The organism is Methylobacterium sp. DB0501, from assembly GCF_011043735.1.
Classification (GTDB): Bacteria; Pseudomonadota; Alphaproteobacteria; order Rhizobiales; family Beijerinckiaceae; genus Methylobacterium; species Methylobacterium alsaeris.
Genome location: NZ_JAAKGV010000050.1, coordinates 1 through 18,520, shown reverse-complemented (window position 1 = coordinate 18,520; position 18,520 = coordinate 1). Strand labels below are relative to the sequence as shown.

The window sequence follows — 18,520 nt, the reverse complement described above, 5'->3', positions numbered from 1 at the left end:
CGCCACGCCGACATCGCCGTGGTGGTGACCAACCCCGAAGTCTCCTCGGTGCGCGACTCGGACCGGATCATCGGGCTGCTCGATTCCAAGACCGAGCGCGCCGAGAAGGGCGAGCGGCTCGACAAGCACCTGATCCTCACCCGCTACGACCCCGGCCGGGCCGAGCGCGGCGAGATGCTGAAGATCGACGACGTGCTGGAGATCCTGTCGATCCCCCTGCTCGGCGTGATCCCGGAGAGCGAGGAGGTGCTGAAGGCCTCGAACCTCGGCAGCCCGGTGACGCTGAACGCGCCGCAGAGCGCGCCGGCCCGGGCCTATGCCGACGCGGTGCGCCGCCTCAGGGGCGAGACCGTCGAGATGATCGTGCCGTCCGAGCGGCGCTCGCTGCTGGGCAAGCTGTTCACCCGGAGGGCGGCATGAACCTGCTGAACTTCCTGTCGCGGCGCGGGACGGCGCCGGTGGCGCGCGAGCGCCTGCAGATCCTGCTGGCGCACGAGCGCACCGCCTTCGGGCGCTCGGACCTGGTGGCGGTCCTGCGCGAGGAGATCCTGGCGGTCATCGCCAAGCACGTGGCGATCGACCAGGACAAGGTGAAGATCACCATGGAGCGGGGCAATTCCGTCTCGACCCTGGAGATCGACGTCGAGCTGCCGAAGGCGATCCACCGGGCGGCGTGAGCCTCCTGACCGCACCTCTCGCCCGCACCTCTCGCCCCTTGCGCTCCCGTCCGGCCCGGGCGATTCAAGGCATGACGGGGCCGGACGGAGCGTGCTGTTGGCGGATGCCTTCCCATTGCAGGACAAGCTGGCCCTGGTCACCGGGGCCGGCAGCGGCATCGGCGCGGCCCTCGCGGCCGGCCTCGCCCGGCGCGGTGCCCGCCTCGTCCTGATCGACCGCGACCCCGACGGGCTCGCCCGCAGCGAGGCGGCCGTGCGGGCCCTCGGGCGGGACGTGAGCGCCCACCGCCTCGACCTCACGGATGCCGGCGGCATCGCGGCCCTGCCCGAGGCGGTCGCCGCCCGGCACGGGCCGCTCGATCTCCTCGTCAACAATGCCGGCGTGGCTCTGGCCGGCCGCTTCGCCGATGTCGAGCTCGCCGATTTCGACTGGCTGATGGACGTCAACTTCCGCGCCGTGGTGCGGATGACGCACGCCTTCCTCCCCGTTCTCGAGGGCCGGCCGGCGGCGCAGGTCGTCAACGTGTCGAGCCTCTACGGCATCGTCGCCCCGCCGGGCCAGGCGGCCTATGCGGCGAGCAAGTTCGCGGTGCGCGGCTTCTCCGAGGCGCTGCGGCACGAATATGCCGGCACGAATCTCGGCGTCAGCGTGGTGCATCCGGGCGGTGTCGCCACCGCCATCGCCCGCAGCGCCCGGGCCGGCCCGCGCCTCGATCCCGCCGAGGTCGCCCGGGGCAAGGCCGCCGTCGAGCGGCACCTGCGCTTGCCCCCCGAGGCGGCGGCCGAGCGCATCCTGCGCGGCATCGCCCGGCGCGAGCCCCGCATCGTCGTCGGACGCGACGCCGCCCAGGTGGCGCTGATCCAGCGCCTGATGCCGGTGCGCTACTGGTCGCTGATCGCCCGGGCCATGGAGTGACCCCGATGACGAGCCTGCGCGCCTATTTCTTCAACTGGATCGTCCGCCGGCAGGTGAGGCCGAAGATCGCGCGCGCCGGCGGCGACCTCGCGGCGATCCGGCGGGTCATGAACCAGGCGAGCTTCCCCGACCAGCCCGGCATCGTCTTCCGCGACGGGAGCGTCGGCGGCATCCCGGGCGAGTGGGCCGAGCGCCCGGACGCGGCACCGGATGCGCCGCGCCTCCTCTACCTGCATGGCGGCGGCTTCATCGCCTGCTCGCCCCGCACCCACCGGCCCTTCACCGGCGGCTTCGCGGCCCGGGGCTTCCGGGTCTTCTGCCCCGATTACCGCCTCGCCCCCGAGCACCCGTTCCCGGCCGCCCTCGACGACGCCGCCGCCTGCTGGTCCGCCTTCGCGGCAGGGGGGCCGGCCGGCATCGCGGGCGATTCGGCCGGCGGCAACCTGACCCTCGCCCTGATGCTGCGGGCGCGCCGGGACGGCCTGCCGCAACCGCAAGCCGCCGTGCTGTTCTCGCCCTCGACCGACATGCTGGGCCGGGGCGAGTCGATGCGCACCAATGCCCGTCGCGACGCGATGTTCGAGCCCACCAAGCTGCAGCACCTCGTCGATCTCTACCTCGCCGGGCACGACCCCACCGACCCGCTCGCCTCGCCGATCGAGGGCGATCCGACCGGTCTGCCGCCGCTCCTGTTCCATGTCGGCGAGCGGGAGGTGCTGCGCGACGATTCGGTCCGCTTCGCCGAGAAGGCGCGGGCGGCGGGCGTCGACGCCACCGTGAAGACCTGGCCGGTGGTGCCGCATGTCTGGCAGCTTGCCAGCTCGTTCCTGCCGGAGGGGCGCCGCTCCCTGTCCGAGGCGGCCGCCTTCCTGAAGACCCATGCGCGGGTGCCGGAGGCGGTGCGGTGACCGACGCGCCCGCCCCGCCGGCGGCACCCTGGCCGGACAAGCCCCTCGACCTCCTGGTGATCGGGGCCGGCTTCTCCGGCCTCGCCATGGCGATCCGCGCCCGGCAATCCGGCATCGAGAACCTGCTGGTGGTCGAGAAGGCCGGTGCGGTCGGCGGCACCTGGCACGAGAACACCTATCCGGGTGCCGCCTGCGACATCCCGGCCCATCTCTACGCGCTCTCCTTCGCCCCGAAGCCCGACTGGACGCGCACCTACGCCGGCCAGCCGGAGATCGCCGCCTACTTGCGCGACCTGGTCGAGCGGTTCGAACTCGGCAAGCATCTCTCGCTGGCCACGGCCGTCACCGGGGCGGTCTGGGACGGGACGCAGTCCCTGTGGCGGGTCGAGACCGACCGCGGGGCGCTCGAGGCCCGGGTGCTGGTCTCCGGCATGGGGGCCCTGCACCATCCGGCGATTCCGGCGATCCCCGGCCTGCACACCTTCCTCGGCCCGCTCTTCCACACCTCGTCCTGGGATCACGGCATCGCGCTGCGGGGCAGGCGCGTCGGGATCATCGGCACGGGGGCGAGCGCGATCCAGGTCGTGCCGGCCATCGCGCCCGAGGTCGGGCATCTCACCCTGTTCCAGCGCACCGCCCCCTGGGTGATGCCGCGCAACGACCGGCCGATCGGCGCACGGCTCCAGGCCCTGTTCCGCCGCCTGCCGCCGGCCCGCCGGCTGGTGCGCGCGGTGCAGTTCTGGGCGCGGGAGGCGCGGGCGCTCCTCGGCTTCATCCGGGTCTCGGGCCTCACCCGCCTCGCCGAGGCGGCGAGCCGGCACCACCTGCGCAAGCAGGTCGCCGATCCCGCGTTGCGCGCCAAGCTGACGCCGCCCTACCGCCTCGGCTGCAAGCGGGTGCTGCTCTCCGACGACTTCTACCCAGCCCTGACCCGGCCGAACGTGACGCTGGAGGCCGATGCCATCCGCACCGTCACCCCCGACGGCGTGACGATGGCGGATGGGCGCCACCACCCCCTCGACGTGCTGGTGCTGGCCACCGGCTTCGACGTCACCGCCTCCCTCGCCCGGGTGCCGGTGGTCGGCCGCGACGGGCTGATCCTGGCCCGCGCCTGGGGCGAGCGGGTGACGGCGCATCGCGGCGTCGCGCTCGCGGGTTTCCCCAACTTCTTCATGCTGCTCGGGCCCAATACGGGCCTCGGCCACAACTCCGTGGTGCTGATGGTCGAGGCGCAGGTCGAGTACGTGCTCGCCTGCCTTTCCGAGATGCGGGCGCGCGACCTCGCGGCGATCGAGCCGACCCCCGAGGCCCAGGCCCGCGACCTCGCCGCCCTCGAGGCGCGGCTGTCCGGCAGCATCTGGCAGCAGGGCGGCTGCGCCAGCTGGTACCAGGACGGCGAGGGCCGCAACATCGCGCTCTGGCCCGGGACCGTCGTCGCTTACCAGAAGGCGATGCGGATGCCGGACTGGGCGGAATTCACCCTCACCCCGGCGGGGAAGCCGGTCGCCGCCGCGCAAGAGGCGTGAATCGCATCGCTGCGCTGCGGCGATAGTGCTTTGCGCCCGTCACACACGCGTGCTATCGGCCGGTGCCAACTCAAGACAGGCATTTGCCGGGCAAATCGCCCGTCGCGACGCCGATTTCGCGGTCGATCCCGAAGGGCGCCGCACGCACCAGGAGTTGGTTCATGGCCCGCATCAGCACCGGTTCGATCATCGAGGGCCTGACCTTCGACGACGTCCTGCTCCGCCCCGCCGCATCCTCGGTGATGCCGGCGGAGGTGAATCTCGGCACCCGCCTCACCCGCACGATCAAGCTGAACATGCCGATCATCGCCTCGGCGATGGACACCGTCACCGAGGCCCGGATGGCCATCGCGATGGCGCAGAACGGCGGCCTCGGGGTGATCCACCGCAACCTCGAGCCGCCGGAGCAGGCCGAGCAGGTCCGCCTCGTCAAGAAGTACGAGTCCGGCATGGTGCTCAACCCGATCACCATCCATCCGGACGAGACCCTGGCCGACGCCTACGAGGTGATGCGCCAGCACCGCATCTCGGGGATTCCGGTGGTCGAGCGCGGGCCCAACGGCTCGCGCGGCAAGCTCGTCGGCATCCTGACCAACCGCGACACGCGGTTCGCCACCAACCAGAGCCAGCCGGTCTCCGAGCTGATGACCCGCGACCGGCTGATCACCGTGCGCGAGGGCGTGACCCAGGACGAGGCCAAGCGCCTGCTGCACCAGTTCCGCATCGAGAAGCTGCTCGTCGTCGACGACCACTACCGCTGCATCGGGCTCATCACCGTCAAGGACATCGAGAAGCAGGTCGCCTACCCGCACGCCATCAAGGACGAGCAGGGCCGCCTGCGGGTCGCCGCCGCCACCACCACGGGCGACGGCGGGTTCGAGCGGGCCGAGCGCCTGATCGATGCCGGCTGCGACGTGATCGTGGTCGACACCGCCCACGGCCACTCGGCCAAGGTGCTGGAGAGCGTGCGCCGGGTGAAGACCCTGTCGAACGCCGTGCAGGTCATCGCCGGCAACGTCGCGACCCGCGAGGGCGCCCAGGCGCTGATCGATGCCGGCGCCGACGCGATCAAGGTCGGCATCGGCCCGGGCTCGATCTGCACCACCCGCATCGTCGCCGGCGTCGGCGTGCCCCAGCTCACTGCCATCATGGAGGCGGTCGAGGCCGGCAACGAAGCCGACGTGCCGGTGATCGCCGACGGCGGCATCAAGTATTCGGGCGACCTCGCCAAGGCGATCGCCGCCGGCGCCTCGGTGGCGATGCTCGGCTCGCTGCTCGCCGGCACCGACGAGGCCCCGGGCGAGGTGTTCCTGTACCAGGGCCGCTCGTACAAGAGCTATCGCGGCATGGGCTCGGTCGGCGCCATGGCGCGCGGCTCGGCCGACCGCTACTTCCAGGCCGAGGTCAGCGACACCCACAAGCTCGTGCCCGAGGGCATCGAGGGCCAGGTCCCCTACAAGGGCCCGGTCGCGGCGGTGCTGCACCAGCTCGTCGGAGGCTTGCGCGCCGCCATGGGCTATGTCGGCGCCCCGTCGATCCCGGAGATGCAGGAGAAGGCGCAGTTCATCCGCATCACCAATGCGGGCCTGCGCGAGAGCCACGTCCACGACGTGACGATCACCCGGGAGAGCCCGAACTATCCGGGGCGGGTCTGAGACAGACGGTCGTTTCCGACGACCCTCTGGATGAGTCGCCGTCGGGCGCGCGCCGATCGCGCGCCCACCCGACAGGGTCGTGCCGGGGCTCGCCGCAGGCGGGAGCCCGGGACCCGGAGCCGCCAGGGATGGCAAGGTGAGGCGGACGGGGTTCCGCCCGTTTGCCGTTGAGCCGTGTGTCTGGATTCCGGGCTCGGCTGCGCGGCCGCGGCATGACGGGACAGACCCGACCGGCCCTCGAACGGGGCCTCCGGAACCATCTGCGGCCCCTGGAGCCCTCCGTCGAGGCCCGGCGATTCCTCGATCGCCGGGCAGCTTAAGGTTGAGGCGGCGGACGGCATGGACGCCGCGGGCGTCAGGTTCCCTGCGCCCCGCCGGGCGCCGATCCCAGCCTCTTGGCCAGGCGCTCGATCCGCTCCGCCGTGCGCTGCACGGTCTCGGCGAGGCGCGCCTCGGAGCCCTCGCGCTCGGCGGTGCCGGCATCGGTGGAGGCACGCAAGGCCGCCGTGTCGCGCTCCATCGCCTCCATCCGGCGCTTGGTCTCGGCCAGCTCGTCGGCGAGGGTGAGCGCCGCCATCACGTGCAGGCGCATGTCGCCGATCTCGCCGAAGGCCTTGCGCATGTCGCCGATGCGGGCGTCGAAGCTCGCCGCCAGCCCCTCGAGGTGGCTCTCCTCGCCCTCGCCGCAGGCCATGCGGTAGGTCTTGCCGGCGATGGTGACCGTCACTTGAGGCATCGCCCCCTCCTCGCACGCAGGAAACGTCAGTCCAAGAGCCCCGGCCTTCGCCGCGGCCTTCGCCTCAGCCCTCGCCGCGCTCGCCCGAACGGCCGAGCACGCCCTCGACGGTGCCGATGGCGCGGCCGAGGCGGTGGTCGACGTCGTCCGTGACCGATTGCATCTCGGCGAGGCGCGCCGTCGCCCCGTCGAGCTCCGCCGCCAGCCGGGCCCGGTCGTCGCGCATGATCTCCAGCTCGGTCTCGAGGTCGCTGTGGCTGCGCTCCGCATCGAGCCGGCGCGCCACCGCGGATTCGAGCAGGGCCACCGAGGCTTCGAGGCGGCGCAGCGCTTCCTCCACCGCTGCGGTCATGCTCACCTCCGGGATTACGCGGACTGGAACGCGGGAATACGTGGCGGAAACCCTAAAGGCCCGCGCCGCGCCTCGCAATCGCCGTGCCGGCCCGCGCGGAGAATCGGATGGGGCAACTGGGGAGTGTGGGGACGACCTGGAGCATTGTCCGGCGAAGCGGGAACCGGTTCGTCGCAGGCCATGCGGCAACCCGACCATTTGGAGCGCGGCCGGATCGCGCTCTACGCTGCCGCCGCCACCTCCAGGCGGTTCCGGCCGCCGGCCTTGGCCCGGTAGAGCGCGCGGTCGGCGGCCGAGAGCAGGGCGGGGAGATCGTCGTCGAGGCCCGGCGATGCCGCCGCGAGGCCGACGCTGACGGTCGCCGGGATGCCCGGACCTTCGCCGTGCCGGGCCGCCGCCGCGGCGAAGAGGCGGGAGATGCTCTCGCCGACGAGCAGCGCCGCCGCCACGTCGCGGCCGGGCAGGAGGACGGCGAATTCCTCGCCGCCGAGCCGCGCGACGAGGGCGTCGGGCCCGGCCGCCCGGCGGGCGGTGTCGGCGAACAGCCGCAGCACCGCATCGCCGGCGGCGTGGCCGTGGCGGTCGTTGATCGCCTTGAAGTGGTCGAGGTCGAAGGCGAGCAGGGCGGCCGGCTGCCCGCGGAGCCGCTTCGCGCCGTCCTCGAAGAAGCCGTGGCGGTTCTGGAGGCCGGTGAGGTAGTCGGTGCGCGACGCCGCCAGGGCCTGGGCCTGCGCCTCCTCGCGCACCAGGGCGATCAGCCCCATCGGCATCGCCACGGAATAGAGCACGCCCTCGTACATCGTGATCTTGCCGAAGACCGGCAGCAGCCCCTCGCCGTAGGCGGCGACGAGGAGGGGCGTCAGGGCCACCCGCCCTAGGTTGAACAGGCCGTGCCCGGCTGCGATCGCGATCACCACCGGGCGCGAGCGCAGGCTCCGGGCGGTGCGGCTGCGCCGGACGGCCAGGGCGGTGAGGCCGCAGGCCAGTACGATCGGCAGCGAGGCGACGTAGTTCCAGAAGGCGCCGGGGAAGTGCGTGCCGACCGTGGCCCACAGGAGTGCCAGCACCGCGAGCCCGGCGAGCGACCGGCGCAGTCGCGCCGGCCCGTCGAGGCGGACCGCGCCGTGCAGGACCAGCAGGTAGCCGGCGACGATCAGGAGGTTGGCGAGCGCCGCGCCGCCGACGCCCGGCAGCCGGTTCCGGTTCATCGCCACGACCAGCCCCGCCGCGAAGGCCAGGTAGGCGCCGGCCCAGATTCCAAGAACGGCAGCACGCGCCGGGTGGGCCTGACGTTCCCACAAGGTCATCGCGACCGCGACCAGCAGCGTCCCGATGATCAGGGCGTAAAGGGTGTGAAGATCGATCTGCATCGCTGTCGTCACCTGCGCCCCCGACCTACACGCGTACGAGTGCAATTTTCGGTTACGGATTGCGTCGTCTTCCACCCGTTGCGCGAAATGGTTAAGGGATGCCCGAGCCGATCTCGCTCGCGAGGCCGGGCCGGCACGGAGCCGCCGACGCGGCCGCGCGAGGGCGTCCTGCGGGCTCCCGCCGGTCACCCGGTGCCGGTTTTCCCCAAGCCGGGCCCAGGGTTTGACACGCCCGGGTGCCATGTTAGGAAGCCGGCGCCCCCGCCGGGCGGTTGTCGCCGGCGGACAGACAGATACGAGCTGCCGTGACGCCTCCCGTGCCCCCCGCCAGCGCCGTCCCCGAAGGGACGGCCGGCGCGTTCGGGACCGCGAGCGCAGCCCGATCCGGCGGCCCGATCCGCCCCTCATCGCTCAGTCCCGACACGCGCCGCGCCGGTCCTCGCCGCGCGGCCCGCCCCGCCGCGGGGCCCACCCGCCCCGGCCCCCYCCGCCACGCAACCCACACGGGAGAGAACACATGACGGTCAAGGTCGCCATCAACGGCTTCGGACGCATCGGCCGCAACGTCCTGCGCGCCATCAAGGAGGCCGGCCGTACCGACATCGAGGTCGTGGCCATCAACGATCTCGGCCCGGTCGAGACCAACGCGCACCTGCTGCGCTTCGATTCGGTCCACGGCAAGTTCCCCGGCACCGTCTCGGTCGAGGGCGACCACATCGTGGTCGACGGCCAGCGCATCCGCGTCACCGCGATCAAGAACCCGGCCGAGCTGCCCCACCGCGAGCTCGGCGTCGACATCGCGATGGAATGCACCGGCATCTTCACCTCGAAGGACAAGGCGAAGCTCCACCTCGATGCCGGCGCCAAGCGCGTCCTCGTCTCGGCTCCCGCCGACGGCGCCGACCTCACGGTCGTCTACGGCGTGAACCACGACAAGCTGACGGGCGACCACCTCGTGGTCTCCAACGCCTCGTGCACCACCAACTGCCTCGCCCCGGTCGCCAAGGTGCTCAACGACGCCGTCGGCATCGAGCGCGGCTTCATGACGACGATCCACTCCTACACCAACGACCAGCCGTCGCTGGACCAGATGCACAAGGACCTCTACCGGGCCCGCGCCGCGGCCCTGTCGATGATCCCGACCACGACCGGCGCCGCCAAGGCCGTCGGCCTGGTGCTGCCGGAGCTGAACGGGCGCCTCGACGGCACCTCGATCCGCGTGCCGACCCCGAACGTCTCGGTCGTCGACTTCAAGTTCGTCGCCAAGCGCGCCACCTCGGTCGCCGAGATCAACGAGGCGATCAAGACGGCGGCGAACGGCCCGCTCAAGGGCGTGCTCGGCTTCACCGAGGCCCCGAACGTCTCGATCGACTTCAACCACGATCCCCACTCGTCGACCTTCCACATCGACCAGACCAAGGTCATGGACGGCACCTTCGTGCGCGTGCTGACCTGGTACGACAACGAGTGGGGCTTCTCGAACCGCATGGCCGACACCGCCATCGCGATGGCCAAGCTCATCTGACACGGCAGACGCGACGGGCCGGCCCTGAACGGGCCGGCCTTCGTTTTCGGGCGGTCCCCCCAGGGACCGCTCCCGTTGACCCCCAGGATTCGCCCCCGAGGATCCGCCGATGACCGACGCCGCGCCCTCCACCCGCCCCGCGAACGCTCCCCTGCCGCAGGGTCCGACCTCGACCGTCACCCCGTCGCCCGGCCCGATTCCGACACCGCCCGCCGCGCCGCCGGCCGCGGTCCCGGCCGTCGCGGTGCCGCCGGCCCCGCCCCACGCCGCCGCGCTGCCGGGCCAGGTCGCCGACCAGCTCGCCCGCATCGAGGACAAGGCCTCGCGGATCGAGGACAAGTACGCCCGCTCCGAGGCGCTGCTCGGCCGCGTCGAGGACCGCGTCGAGGCGGCCGGCGCCCGCATGAACGAGGCCGCCCGCCAATCCGATCTCGCGGCCCTGCGCTCCGAGGTCCGGGCCCTGTCCGAGCGCACCCGCGGCCTGCCCGGCCTCGGCGCCCTGATGCTGACGGCCGTGGTCACCGCCGTGTTGACGGTGGCGCTCACCCTGGTGGCGCAGCGCCTCAACCTCCAGGGCCTGATCCCGCTGCGCTGATCGCATCGCGTTGATCTCCGCGCCCGTTCCCCCTTGTCAGTGTAAGGTGCCCCCGCCGATGACCCGTTTCCGTACCCTCGACGATGCCGGCGACCTGAAGGGCAAGCGCGTCCTCGTTCGCGTCGACTTCAACGTGCCGATGGACCAGGGCCGCGTCACCGATTCCACCCGCATCAAGCGCGTGCTGCCGACGCTCCGCGAACTCGTCGAGGCCGGCGCCAGGGTGATCCTGCTCGCCCATTTCGGCCGTCCGAAGGGCAAGCCGGTCGCCGCCGAGTCCTTGCGCCCGATCGCCGAGGCCACCGCGAAGGAACTCGGCCGCCCGGTCGCCTTCGCGGAGGATTGCGTCGGCGAGACCGCGGCGGCCGCCGTGGCGGCGCTCCAGGACGGTGACGTCCTGATGCTGGAGAACACCCGCTTCCACGCCGGCGAGGAGAAGAACGACCCCGCCTTCGTCAAGGCGCTGGCCGAGAACGGCGACGTCTACGTCAACGAGGCCTTCTCGGCCGCCCACCGGGCCCACGCCTCGACGGAGGGCCTCGCCCACGTGCTGCCGGCCTATGCCGGGCGCCTGATGCAGGCCGAGCTCGACGCGCTGACCAAGGGCCTCGAGGCCCCGGCCCGGCCGGTGGTGGCGATCGTCGGCGGCTCCAAGGTCTCGACCAAGATCGACCTCCTGAAGAACCTCGTCGCCAAGGTCGACGCCCTGGTGATCGGCGGCGGCATGGCCAACACCTTCCTGCACGCCGCCGGAATCGGCGTCGGCAAGTCGCTGTGCGAGCGCGACCTCGCCGGCACCGCGCAGGCGATCATCGAGGCGGCGCGGGAGAAGAACTGCGCCATCATCCTGCCGGTCGACGGCGTGGTGGCCGAGGAGTTCAAGGCCGGCGCCCCCCACCACACCTACGGGATCGACGCGATCCCGGAGACCGGCATGATCCTCGATATCGGCGGCCTCTCGGTCGACCGGATTTCCGCCGCGATCGACGACGCCAGGACCCTGGTGTGGAACGGTCCCGTCGGCGCCTTCGAGATCGCGCCCTTCGACCAGGGCACGGTGGCGGCGGCGCGCCACGCGGCCGAGCGCACCAAGGCCGGCAAGCTCGTCTCGGTGGCGGGCGGCGGCGACACGGTGGCGGCGCTCAACCATGCCGGCGTGTCCGCGGACTTCACCTACATCTCGACCGCCGGCGGCGCCTTCCTGGAGTGGCTCGAGGGCAAGCCGCTCCCGGGCGTCGACGCCCTGCGTCGGCAAGCTTGAGGGTTCCGTTCAGGTCGGCGGGACTATGACGCCCGCCGACCCGTCCGCTATCATGCGGCAACAGTGACAGTCTCGGAGGATTTCGACATGGCGCGCATCACGCTCAGGCAGCTCCTCGACCACGCCGCCGAGCACGGCTACGGGGTGCCGGCCTTCAACATCAACAACATGGAACAGGGCCTCGCCATCATGGCGGCGGCCGACGCCACCGACTCGCCGGTGATCCTGCAGGCCAGCCGCGGCGCCCGCGCCTATGCCAACGACGTCGTGCTGGCCAAGCTGATCGACGGCCTCGTCGAGATCTATCCCCACATCCCGGTCTGCATGCACCTGGATCACGGGAACAACGAGGCGACCTGCGCCACCGCGATCCAGTACGGCTTCACCTCGGTGATGATGGACGGATCGCTCAAGGCCGACGGCAAGACCCCGGCGGACTACAACTACAACGTCGAGATCACCCGCAAGGTGACCGAGATGGCGCACTGGGCCGGCTGCTCGGTCGAGGGCGAGCTCGGCGTGCTCGGCTCGCTCGAGAGCGGTCAGGGCGAGGCCGAGGACGGTCACGGCGCGGAAGGCACCCTGTCGCACGACCAGCTCCTGACCGACCCGGCGGAAGCCGAGAAATTCGTCGCCGCCACCAAGGTCGACGCGCTCGCGGTCGCCATGGGCACCTCGCACGGCGCCTACAAGTTCACCCGCAAGCCCGACGGCGCGGTGCTGGCGATGAACGTGATCGAGGAGATCCACCGCCGCCTGCCCAACACCCACCTGGTGATGCACGGCTCGTCGTCGGTCCCGCAGGACCTCCAGGACATCATCAACCAGTATGGCGGCGAGATGAAGCCGACCTGGGGCGTGCCGGTGGAGGAGATCCAGCGCGGCATCAAGCACGGCGTGCGCAAGATCAACATCGACACCGACAACCGGATGGCGATGACTGGCCAGATCCGCAAGGTCCTGCAGGAGAACAAGGCCGAGTTCGACCCGCGCAAGTACCTCAAGCCGGCGATGGACGCGATGACGAAGCTCTGCAAGCAGCGCTTCGAGGAGTTCGGCACGGCGGGCAACGCCGGCAAGATCCGGCCGATCGCCCTGTCCGAGATGGCCAAGCGCTACGCCGCCGGCAAGCTCGACCCGTCCTTCGCCCCGTCGAAGGCCGCCGCGGAGTAAGGCGGACGCGGCGCGGGGACCCCTCGCGCCGCATCGCCGCCCCATTGACCGGGCAGCAGGGCGGGCGGCCGAAGGGCCGTCCGCCCCGTGCTTTTTCACCCGCGCTTCTCTGTCCGTACGTTTTCGCCCCGATCCCAGGCTCGACTGAACACCCCGATGGCCGAACCCCAGACCCGCCTGATCCTCCTCACGGCCCCCGAGGCCGGCCCGAACCTCGGCCAGCGCCTGGCGCGCGCGGTCAAGGCCGGCGACGTCGCCGCGGTGATCCTGCGCCTGCCGCCCGGCGACGAGCGCGCGCTGGTCAACGCCGTCAAGGCGGTGGCGCCCGCGGTGCAGGAGGCCGGCGCGGCCCTGGTGCTGGCCGGCGGCGGGGGCATCGACCTCGCCACCGTGGCCTCCCGCAGCGGTGCCGACGGCGTCCACGTCCCGGCGAATTACGGGGCGGAGGACCGGCCGGAAGCGGAAGGCCCGGCGGAGGCCGGCGACGAGGAGGACGACGAGGACGAGGGCGAGAGCCCGCTGCGCTCCTTGCGCGAGCGCCTGCGCGACGGCCGCATCCTCGGCGTCGGGCGCCTGCGCAGCAAGCACGCCGCCATGGAGGCCGGCGAGGCCGGCGCGGATTACGTCCTGTTCGGCGACGAGGCGAAGCTGTCCCTCGACGACCTCGTGGCGCGGCTGACCTGGTGGGTCGAGATCTTCGAGACGCCCTGCATCGCGCTCGCCCGCGACCTCGCGGCGGTTCCGGACCTCGTCGCCACCGGGGCCGAGTTCATCGGCCTCGATCCCGTCCTCTGGGCCGGGGAGGGGGGCGAGGCCGCGGTGGCCGAGGCGCAGCGGCTGATCCAGGACCGCCCGGCCGGGGAGGGGTGAGGATGCGCCGAACCCGCCTCGCGCCCCTGACGCTCCTCCGGGCCTCGGGCCTCGCGGCCATGGGTGCCGTGAGCCTGGCGGCCGGGCCGGCCGCCGCCAAGTCGACGACCCCCGCGCCGGCGGCGCCGATCGCGCCCGCGCCGACCCTGCCGGGCGTGCAGACCTTCGGGGCGCCCAACAAGACCCTGCCGGGCGCGGCCTCGCTGCCGCCGGCCCCCTCGAAGGACCCGAACGCCGACCTCGCCTACGGCGCCTACCAGCGCGGCTTCTACGTCACGGCGTTCAAGGAGGCGACGAAGCGCCTCGAGACCAACAAGACCGATTTCCCCGCCATGACGCTGCTGGCGGAACTCTACAGCCAGGGCCTCGGCGTGCGCCAGGATCCCGCGCGGGCGGCCGAATGGTACCGGCTCGCCGCCAATCTCGGCGATCCGCACGCCGCGGCGACCCTCGGCATGATGCAGATCGAGGGCCGCGGCCTTCCGAAGGACCAGGCTGCCGGCCGGGCCCTTCTGGAGAAGGCCGCCGCCCGGGCCGATGCCACCGCGAGCTACAACCTCGCCCTGATCCTGATCGGCACCGGCGTGCCGGCGGACCTGACCCGGGCGGCCGACCTGCTGCGCCAGGCCGCCCACCAGGAGCTGGCCCCGGCCCAGCACGCGCTGGGCGTGCTCTACCTGCAGGGCCGCGGCCTGCCGAAGGATCCCGCCAGGGCGGCCGAGTGGTTCCGCCGCGCCGCCGATAACGGCGACCTTGCCGGCGAGGTCGAGTATTCGATCCTGCTGTTCAACGGCGAGGGCGTCGCCAAGGACGAGGCCCGCGCCGCCCGCTATTTCCGCCACGCCGCCTTCCGGGGCAACGCCGTCGCGCAGAACCGCGTCGCCCGCCTCTACGCCAGCGGCCGCGGCATCGCGAAAAACCTCGTCGAGGCGGCGGCCTGGGACATGGCCGCGCGGGCGCAGGGCCTCTCCGATGCCTGGCTGACCCAGGCGGTGGCCGGGCTCAGCCCGGAGGAGAAGGCGAGGGCGGAGCGGCTGGCGGCGGACCGGGCGGGGCCGTAAGGCGAAGAGGCGCGGCCTTGGACCGGCGCCGCCCGTCCCGGCCGCAGCGCGCGTTCCGTCAGGACGACATCGCCCGGTCGACCTCGGCCTCCTCGCCGAAGCCCAACTCGTCGAACACCGCCGCGGCGGCGCGGATCATCGCCTGCACGGAGGGCAGGTCGCGGATCTGCGGACTCGCGCTGTGCTGCAGGTCGAGGATGCCGGCGGCCAGCCGCAGGGCCTGGATCTCCGCCCGGGCGGCCTGTGACAGGCCGGACGGCGACAGGGGGGTATGGAAAGCGGGCGCCATGATGCGTGCCTGGTCGAATGCGGAACGGGTCGGGGAAGGGGCCGGCGCGCGAGGGGCGCGGGAGCCGGCGGCGGGATCCGGCAGCGGATGGGAGGGGTCGAGGGTCACGACCATTGCTCCTCCGGCGCCGGCGTCAGGCCGGAGGGCGGGTAGGTGCGGCCGACATGCCAGAGCGCGAGCCGGATCAGGTCGCGGGCGACCGGATCTTCGCATTCTGCGGCGTACCGGTAGGCCTCGATCAGGTGCTCGGCCATGTGGTCGGCCGCGGCGCGGGTCCCAACGGGCGACCGCACGACGCAAGAGGCCTGGCCCGAGACCTGACGGGAGGCCTGCCGGGCAGCTTTGCGGGCGGCTTGGCGTGCGGCTTGGCGCAAGGCCTGGGGGGAGAGGCGGGTGCCGTCATGCTGCGTCATCGCTGCGGCCTCAGGCTGCCAGGCCGCGCCCGGACCGCGCGCGGTCCGGTGACCGGGCACGGTCGGGCGGGGTCGGGGGATGGGTTCGCGCCAGGACCGAGGCGACGATGCCGTAGGCCGCCCGCGTCTCCTCCAGGGCCTCCCGGCTCGCCGCGATCCGGACGGCGCAGAGCGAGACGCCCTCGTGGGCGATCGGCAGGCCCAGCGGCCTCGGGCGCCAGCCGAACTCCGCCATCTGGGGGATCCGGGCGGTCTCGGCGACGAGATTCAGGTGCGGGATCGCCTGCTCCAGGCAATGCTCGATCAGGCCCGCCGCCACGATGCCGGCCGGCTGCGACAGCGGCCGCTCCCGGCGGTAGCGCGCGCAGGCGAGGAACCCGGTGGATTCCCAGGTGTCGGGTCCGCGGGCGACGCCGCGAATCTCGGCGAGATGCGGGAAGACCTCGCTCAGCGGCGTCGGCCCGTCGGAGGGCAGCAGTCGCGTACAGCCCACGACCTGCCCGTCGCCGTCGATCGCCACGAGGTAGCGCGTGGCCCCGGTGTCGAAGCGGTCGCGCCCGGCGGCGTCGACGGCGCACAGCGCCCGGCCGCCGCCCTCTTCGAAGGCGGCCCGCCGCAGGTCATGGTGCTGCGCGAGCGCGTCCGCATAGAGGCCGCGATTCGCCCGGTCGATGACGTGGAGGCGGATCATGCGATGGCGTTCCCCGGTCCGGCCCCGATGCACCCAGTGAGTAAGGCCAGAGGAGCGGACGTCCCGGTATCCCCGAAAACCGGTAGGGCGAGGCCGACGCGCGCAAATGGCGCAGCCGCGATGCGGATTTGGCCAGATGGCGGCCCGGCGGGGAAACGTGGTCGAGAAACGTTTTGTCTAGAGGACGATCTCGCGCAGGCGCAGGGCCTCGATCACCGTGTGGGTGGTGTTGCGGGTGCCGATCTTGCCGCGGGCGTTGCGCAGGTGGGTGGCGACGGTCTCGACCGAGACGCCGAGGATGTCGGCGGTCTCCTCGCGGGTGCGCCCCTGCGCGGCGTAGGACAGGACGTCCCGCTCGCGGGCGCTCAGGAGGCGGCCGGCCGACTTGCGCTGGCGAATCGTGGTGCGGGCCGCTGCCGACCAGGCGTAGAGCCCGAGCAGGTGGACGGCGCGGCGCACCCGGGACGGCAGCTCGATCCGCTCGCCGGCCATCGAGATCCCGCCCTGGAATCCGTGGGCATCGTAGATCGGCACGCAGTAGCCGGCGCCCATGCCGTGCTCGCGCGCCTCCTCCATCACCCGGCGGGACCGGGGGGCGGCGTCCGGCTCGGGGGGCACCTCGTTCCAGGCGAAGGGCTCGGTGGTGCGCAGGCAGTGCCGCACCACCGGGTCGTGGCGGTAATGGCCGACTCGGTCGTAATGCGACAGCCACCCGTCCGGCCAGACGCTGAGCAGCAGGTTCGGGCCGAGCCGCTCGCCCGGCTGCGGCAGGCGGGTGATCGCGAAATACGAAAACCCGCAGCGGGCGACGAGGTCGAAGATCGCTGTCTGCACGTCGAGCGGGTCCGAGAGGCCGTCGAGGCCGTCGATCAGGTCGAATGCTTGACGAATGAACGCGTCATCGGCGTCCGACATGACCTACCCCTGAACCCCGGGCTGTCCCCGCCAAATCGGCTTGCGCCGAGCCGACTTCGCGCCCAACCGGCTTGTGCCGGGCCGCCCTGCCTCAAGCCGCCCTCGCGCGAGGCGGGCTCGTCCGTCTCGCGATGCCTGCCGCCCGATCTCAGTATTAGAATCCTACCAACAAAGATCAATGCGCGCGTCCACGCTCGCACGAGTTCCCCGCCCGACGTTGCCTCGGCGCCCGTTCCGCACTATCGGGAGCCTGAAAGTAGCCCTCCGCTGTCGAAGGTCTGGCCGATGAAAGCGCGCGTCACCGTCACCTTGAAGACCGGCGTCCTCGACCCCCAGGGCAAGGCGATCGAAGGCGCGCTGCGCTCGCTCGGCATCTCCGGCATCGCCGGCGTGCGCCAGGGCAAGTTCTTCGAGGTCGAGGTCGAGGCCGCCGACGAGGCCGCCGCCGAGGCGACCGTGAAGGCCGCCTGCGACCGGCTGCTCGCCAACACCGTGGTCGAGAACTACCGCGTCGAGATCGCCCGATGAAGGCCGCCATCGTCGTCTTCCCGGGCTCGAACCGCGACGCCGACGTCGCCCGGGCCCTGCGGCTGTCCGGCGCCGAGGTGACCGCGGTGTGGCACACCGAGACGGACCTGCCCGCCGGCACCGACCTCGCGGTCCTGCCCGGCGGCTTCTCCTACGGCGATTACCTGCGCTGCGGCGCCATCGCGGGGCGCGCCCACGCCATGGACGCGGTGCGGGCGCATGCCGCCCGGGGCGGCCTGGTGCTCGGCATCTGCAACGGCTTCCAGATCCTGTGCGAGTCCGGCCTGCTGCCGGGCGTGCTGATGCGCAACGTCAACCGCCGCTTCCTCTGCCACCGGCAGACCCTGCGGGTCGAGCGCGCCGACACCGCCTTCACCCGGGCCTACACCCGGCACCAGGTGATCGACGTCTGCATCGCCCACGGCGAGGGCAACTATTTCGCCGATCCCGAGACGCTGGCGCGGATCGAGGGCGAGGGCCGGGTGGCGTTCCGCTACTGCGACGAAGCCGGCGGGCTCACGGTCGAGGCCAACCGCAACGGCTCGCTCAACTCGATCGCCGGGATCTATTCCGAGACCCGCAACGTCCTCGGGTTGATGCCGCACCCGGAGAACTTCGTCGAAGGTCTCGTCGGCGGCACCGACGGGCGCGGCCTGTTCGAGAGCCTGGCCAAGGCCGCCTGAGCGGGACGGCCGCCTGAGACGGCCGTGTCAGGAACCGACGATGGGAGAAAGGCGGGCCCCCTCGGGACCCGCCGTTCTCGTTTGTGCGCCCAGCATGGGCGCGTTCTTGAGGGTGGAAGTCCCTCCGTGAGCTGGTCACGGCGAGCGAAGTGAAGCGCAACTGCGGAAGGGCGACCGACCGTGGGGAGGAAGCGTGGAGCGCACCTGCGGGCCGATGAACAAGAACCGGATAGAAGGCGACGCTGAGCAGGGCGAGCGGGCAAACAGCCGCGAAGCTCTCGTGATCAAGGCGAGGCGGCGTAGATCCGGCGGTCGTGCAGGGACGGAACGTGCTCTTACCTGGGGAGATCTCGCCTCGCGCCTGAAAGGGCGACGG

At 72.3% G+C, this 18,520-nt stretch carries 21 protein-coding genes and 1 pseudogene; 15 read left to right on the top strand and 7 right to left on the bottom strand.

The window, feature by feature from the left end; genetic code table 11:
- The 6 genes and pseudogenes from G4G93_RS34565 to guaB form a co-directional block, all read left to right on the top strand.
- Nucleotides 1-420: pseudogene (locus G4G93_RS34565) on the top strand (septum site-determining protein MinD); the annotation flags it as partial.
- Nucleotides 417-677, top strand: a complete 261-nt coding sequence (gene minE, locus G4G93_RS34560) for a cell division topological specificity factor MinE (protein ID WP_165091818.1) — start codon at nt 417-419, stop codon at nt 675-677. The pseudogene G4G93_RS34565 and the gene minE, both read left to right, overlap by 4 nt.
- Before the next feature lie 97 nt (nt 678-774).
- The gene (locus tag G4G93_RS34555; RefSeq protein ID WP_165091817.1) at nt 775-1,593 is read left to right on the top strand and encodes an SDR family oxidoreductase; all 819 of its coding nucleotides are present in this window, start codon (nt 775-777) and stop codon (nt 1,591-1,593) included.
- Nucleotides 1,594-1,598: 5 nt separating this feature from the next.
- Complete coding sequence (locus G4G93_RS34550) at nt 1,599-2,501, top strand: alpha/beta hydrolase (protein ID WP_165091816.1); 903 nt, start codon at nt 1,599-1,601, stop codon at nt 2,499-2,501.
- Nucleotides 2,498-4,027, top strand: a complete 1,530-nt coding sequence (locus tag G4G93_RS34545; RefSeq protein ID WP_312892328.1) for an NAD(P)/FAD-dependent oxidoreductase — start codon at nt 2,498-2,500, stop codon at nt 4,025-4,027. The genes G4G93_RS34550 and G4G93_RS34545 overlap by 4 nt, the downstream gene beginning before the upstream one ends.
- Before the next feature lie 161 nt (nt 4,028-4,188).
- Nucleotides 4,189-5,682 carry an IMP dehydrogenase gene (gene guaB / locus G4G93_RS34540; protein ID WP_165091814.1) on the top strand — a complete coding sequence of 498 codons (1,494 nt, stop codon included), beginning with the start codon at nt 4,189-4,191 and terminating at the stop codon, nt 5,680-5,682.
- A gap of 355 nt (nt 5,683-6,037) precedes the next feature.
- Here the strand turns inward: guaB and G4G93_RS34535 are convergent, their stop codons facing one another.
- From G4G93_RS34535 to G4G93_RS34525, 3 genes are all read right to left on the bottom strand, one after another.
- A complete protein-coding gene (locus tag G4G93_RS34535) occupies nt 6,038-6,418 on the bottom strand; it encodes a cell division protein ZapA (RefSeq protein WP_165091812.1) in 381 nt (126 codons plus the stop codon).
- Between the two features lie 64 nt (nt 6,419-6,482).
- Entirely contained in the window at nt 6,483-6,770 is a 288-nt protein-coding gene (locus G4G93_RS34530) for a DUF4164 domain-containing protein (RefSeq protein WP_165091811.1), read from the bottom strand.
- Between the two features lie 221 nt (nt 6,771-6,991).
- Complete coding sequence (locus G4G93_RS34525) at nt 6,992-8,140, bottom strand: diguanylate cyclase (RefSeq protein ID WP_165091809.1); 1,149 nt, start codon at nt 8,138-8,140, stop codon at nt 6,992-6,994.
- Nucleotides 8,141-8,657: 517 nt separating this feature from the next.
- Between G4G93_RS34525 and gap the strand changes: the two genes are divergently transcribed.
- The 6 genes from gap to G4G93_RS34495 all read left to right on the top strand — a co-directional run bounded on the left by gap (nt 8,658) and on the right by G4G93_RS34495 (nt 14,625).
- Nucleotides 8,658-9,665 carry a type I glyceraldehyde-3-phosphate dehydrogenase gene (gap, locus tag G4G93_RS34520; RefSeq protein ID WP_165091807.1) on the top strand — a complete coding sequence of 336 codons (1,008 nt, stop codon included), beginning with the start codon at nt 8,658-8,660 and terminating at the stop codon, nt 9,663-9,665.
- A gap of 109 nt (nt 9,666-9,774) precedes the next feature.
- A complete protein-coding gene (locus G4G93_RS34515) occupies nt 9,775-10,260 on the top strand; it encodes a hypothetical protein (protein ID WP_165091805.1) in 486 nt (161 codons plus the stop codon).
- A gap of 58 nt (nt 10,261-10,318) precedes the next feature.
- Complete coding sequence (locus G4G93_RS34510) at nt 10,319-11,521, top strand: phosphoglycerate kinase (RefSeq protein WP_165091803.1); 1,203 nt, start codon at nt 10,319-10,321, stop codon at nt 11,519-11,521.
- An 87-nt stretch (nt 11,522-11,608) separates the two neighbouring features.
- Nucleotides 11,609-12,694, top strand: coding sequence for a class II fructose-bisphosphate aldolase (gene fba, locus G4G93_RS34505; RefSeq protein WP_165091802.1), 1,086 nt, complete (start codon nt 11,609-11,611; stop codon nt 12,692-12,694).
- 156 nt (nt 12,695-12,850) lie between these two features.
- Nucleotides 12,851-13,564: a thiamine phosphate synthase gene (locus G4G93_RS34500; RefSeq protein WP_165091800.1), complete on the top strand. Its 714-nt coding sequence runs from the start codon at nt 12,851-12,853 to the stop codon at nt 13,562-13,564.
- A 2-nt stretch (nt 13,565-13,566) separates the two neighbouring features.
- Nucleotides 13,567-14,625 (top strand): tetratricopeptide repeat protein, encoded by a 1,059-nt coding sequence (locus tag G4G93_RS34495; protein WP_165091799.1) that lies wholly within the window; start codon nt 13,567-13,569, stop codon nt 14,623-14,625.
- A 58-nt stretch (nt 14,626-14,683) separates the two neighbouring features.
- On the opposite strand, the gene G4G93_RS34490 is transcribed toward G4G93_RS34495, so the two are convergent.
- From G4G93_RS34490 to G4G93_RS34475, 4 genes are all read right to left on the bottom strand, one after another.
- Nucleotides 14,684-14,914: a hypothetical protein gene (locus G4G93_RS34490; RefSeq protein WP_165091797.1), complete on the bottom strand. Its 231-nt coding sequence runs from the start codon at nt 14,912-14,914 to the stop codon at nt 14,684-14,686.
- Nucleotides 14,915-15,018: 104 nt separating this feature from the next.
- Nucleotides 15,019-15,327 carry a hypothetical protein gene (locus G4G93_RS34485; protein WP_165091787.1) on the bottom strand — a complete coding sequence of 103 codons (309 nt, stop codon included), beginning with the start codon at nt 15,325-15,327 and terminating at the stop codon, nt 15,019-15,021.
- 10 nt (nt 15,328-15,337) lie between these two features.
- Nucleotides 15,338-16,018 carry an acyl-homoserine-lactone synthase gene (locus G4G93_RS34480; protein WP_165091795.1) on the bottom strand — a complete coding sequence of 227 codons (681 nt, stop codon included), beginning with the start codon at nt 16,016-16,018 and terminating at the stop codon, nt 15,338-15,340.
- A 177-nt stretch (nt 16,019-16,195) separates the two neighbouring features.
- On the bottom strand, nt 16,196-16,933 hold the full coding sequence (locus G4G93_RS34475; protein WP_165091793.1) for a helix-turn-helix transcriptional regulator: 738 nt from the start codon (nt 16,931-16,933) through the stop codon (nt 16,196-16,198).
- A gap of 285 nt (nt 16,934-17,218) precedes the next feature.
- Between G4G93_RS34475 and purS the strand changes: the two genes are divergently transcribed.
- The 3 genes from purS to G4G93_RS35670 all read left to right on the top strand — a co-directional run.
- Complete coding sequence (gene purS, locus G4G93_RS34470) at nt 17,219-17,461, top strand: phosphoribosylformylglycinamidine synthase subunit PurS (RefSeq protein WP_165091791.1); 243 nt, start codon at nt 17,219-17,221, stop codon at nt 17,459-17,461.
- Nucleotides 17,458-18,144, top strand: a complete 687-nt coding sequence (gene purQ / locus G4G93_RS34465) for a phosphoribosylformylglycinamidine synthase subunit PurQ (protein WP_165091789.1) — start codon at nt 17,458-17,460, stop codon at nt 18,142-18,144. Before purS ends, purQ begins: the two co-directional genes overlap by 4 nt.
- A gap of 193 nt (nt 18,145-18,337) precedes the next feature.
- The coding region (locus G4G93_RS35670) for a hypothetical protein (protein WP_206289950.1) at nt 18,338-18,520 on the top strand (183 nt) is incomplete at its 3' end.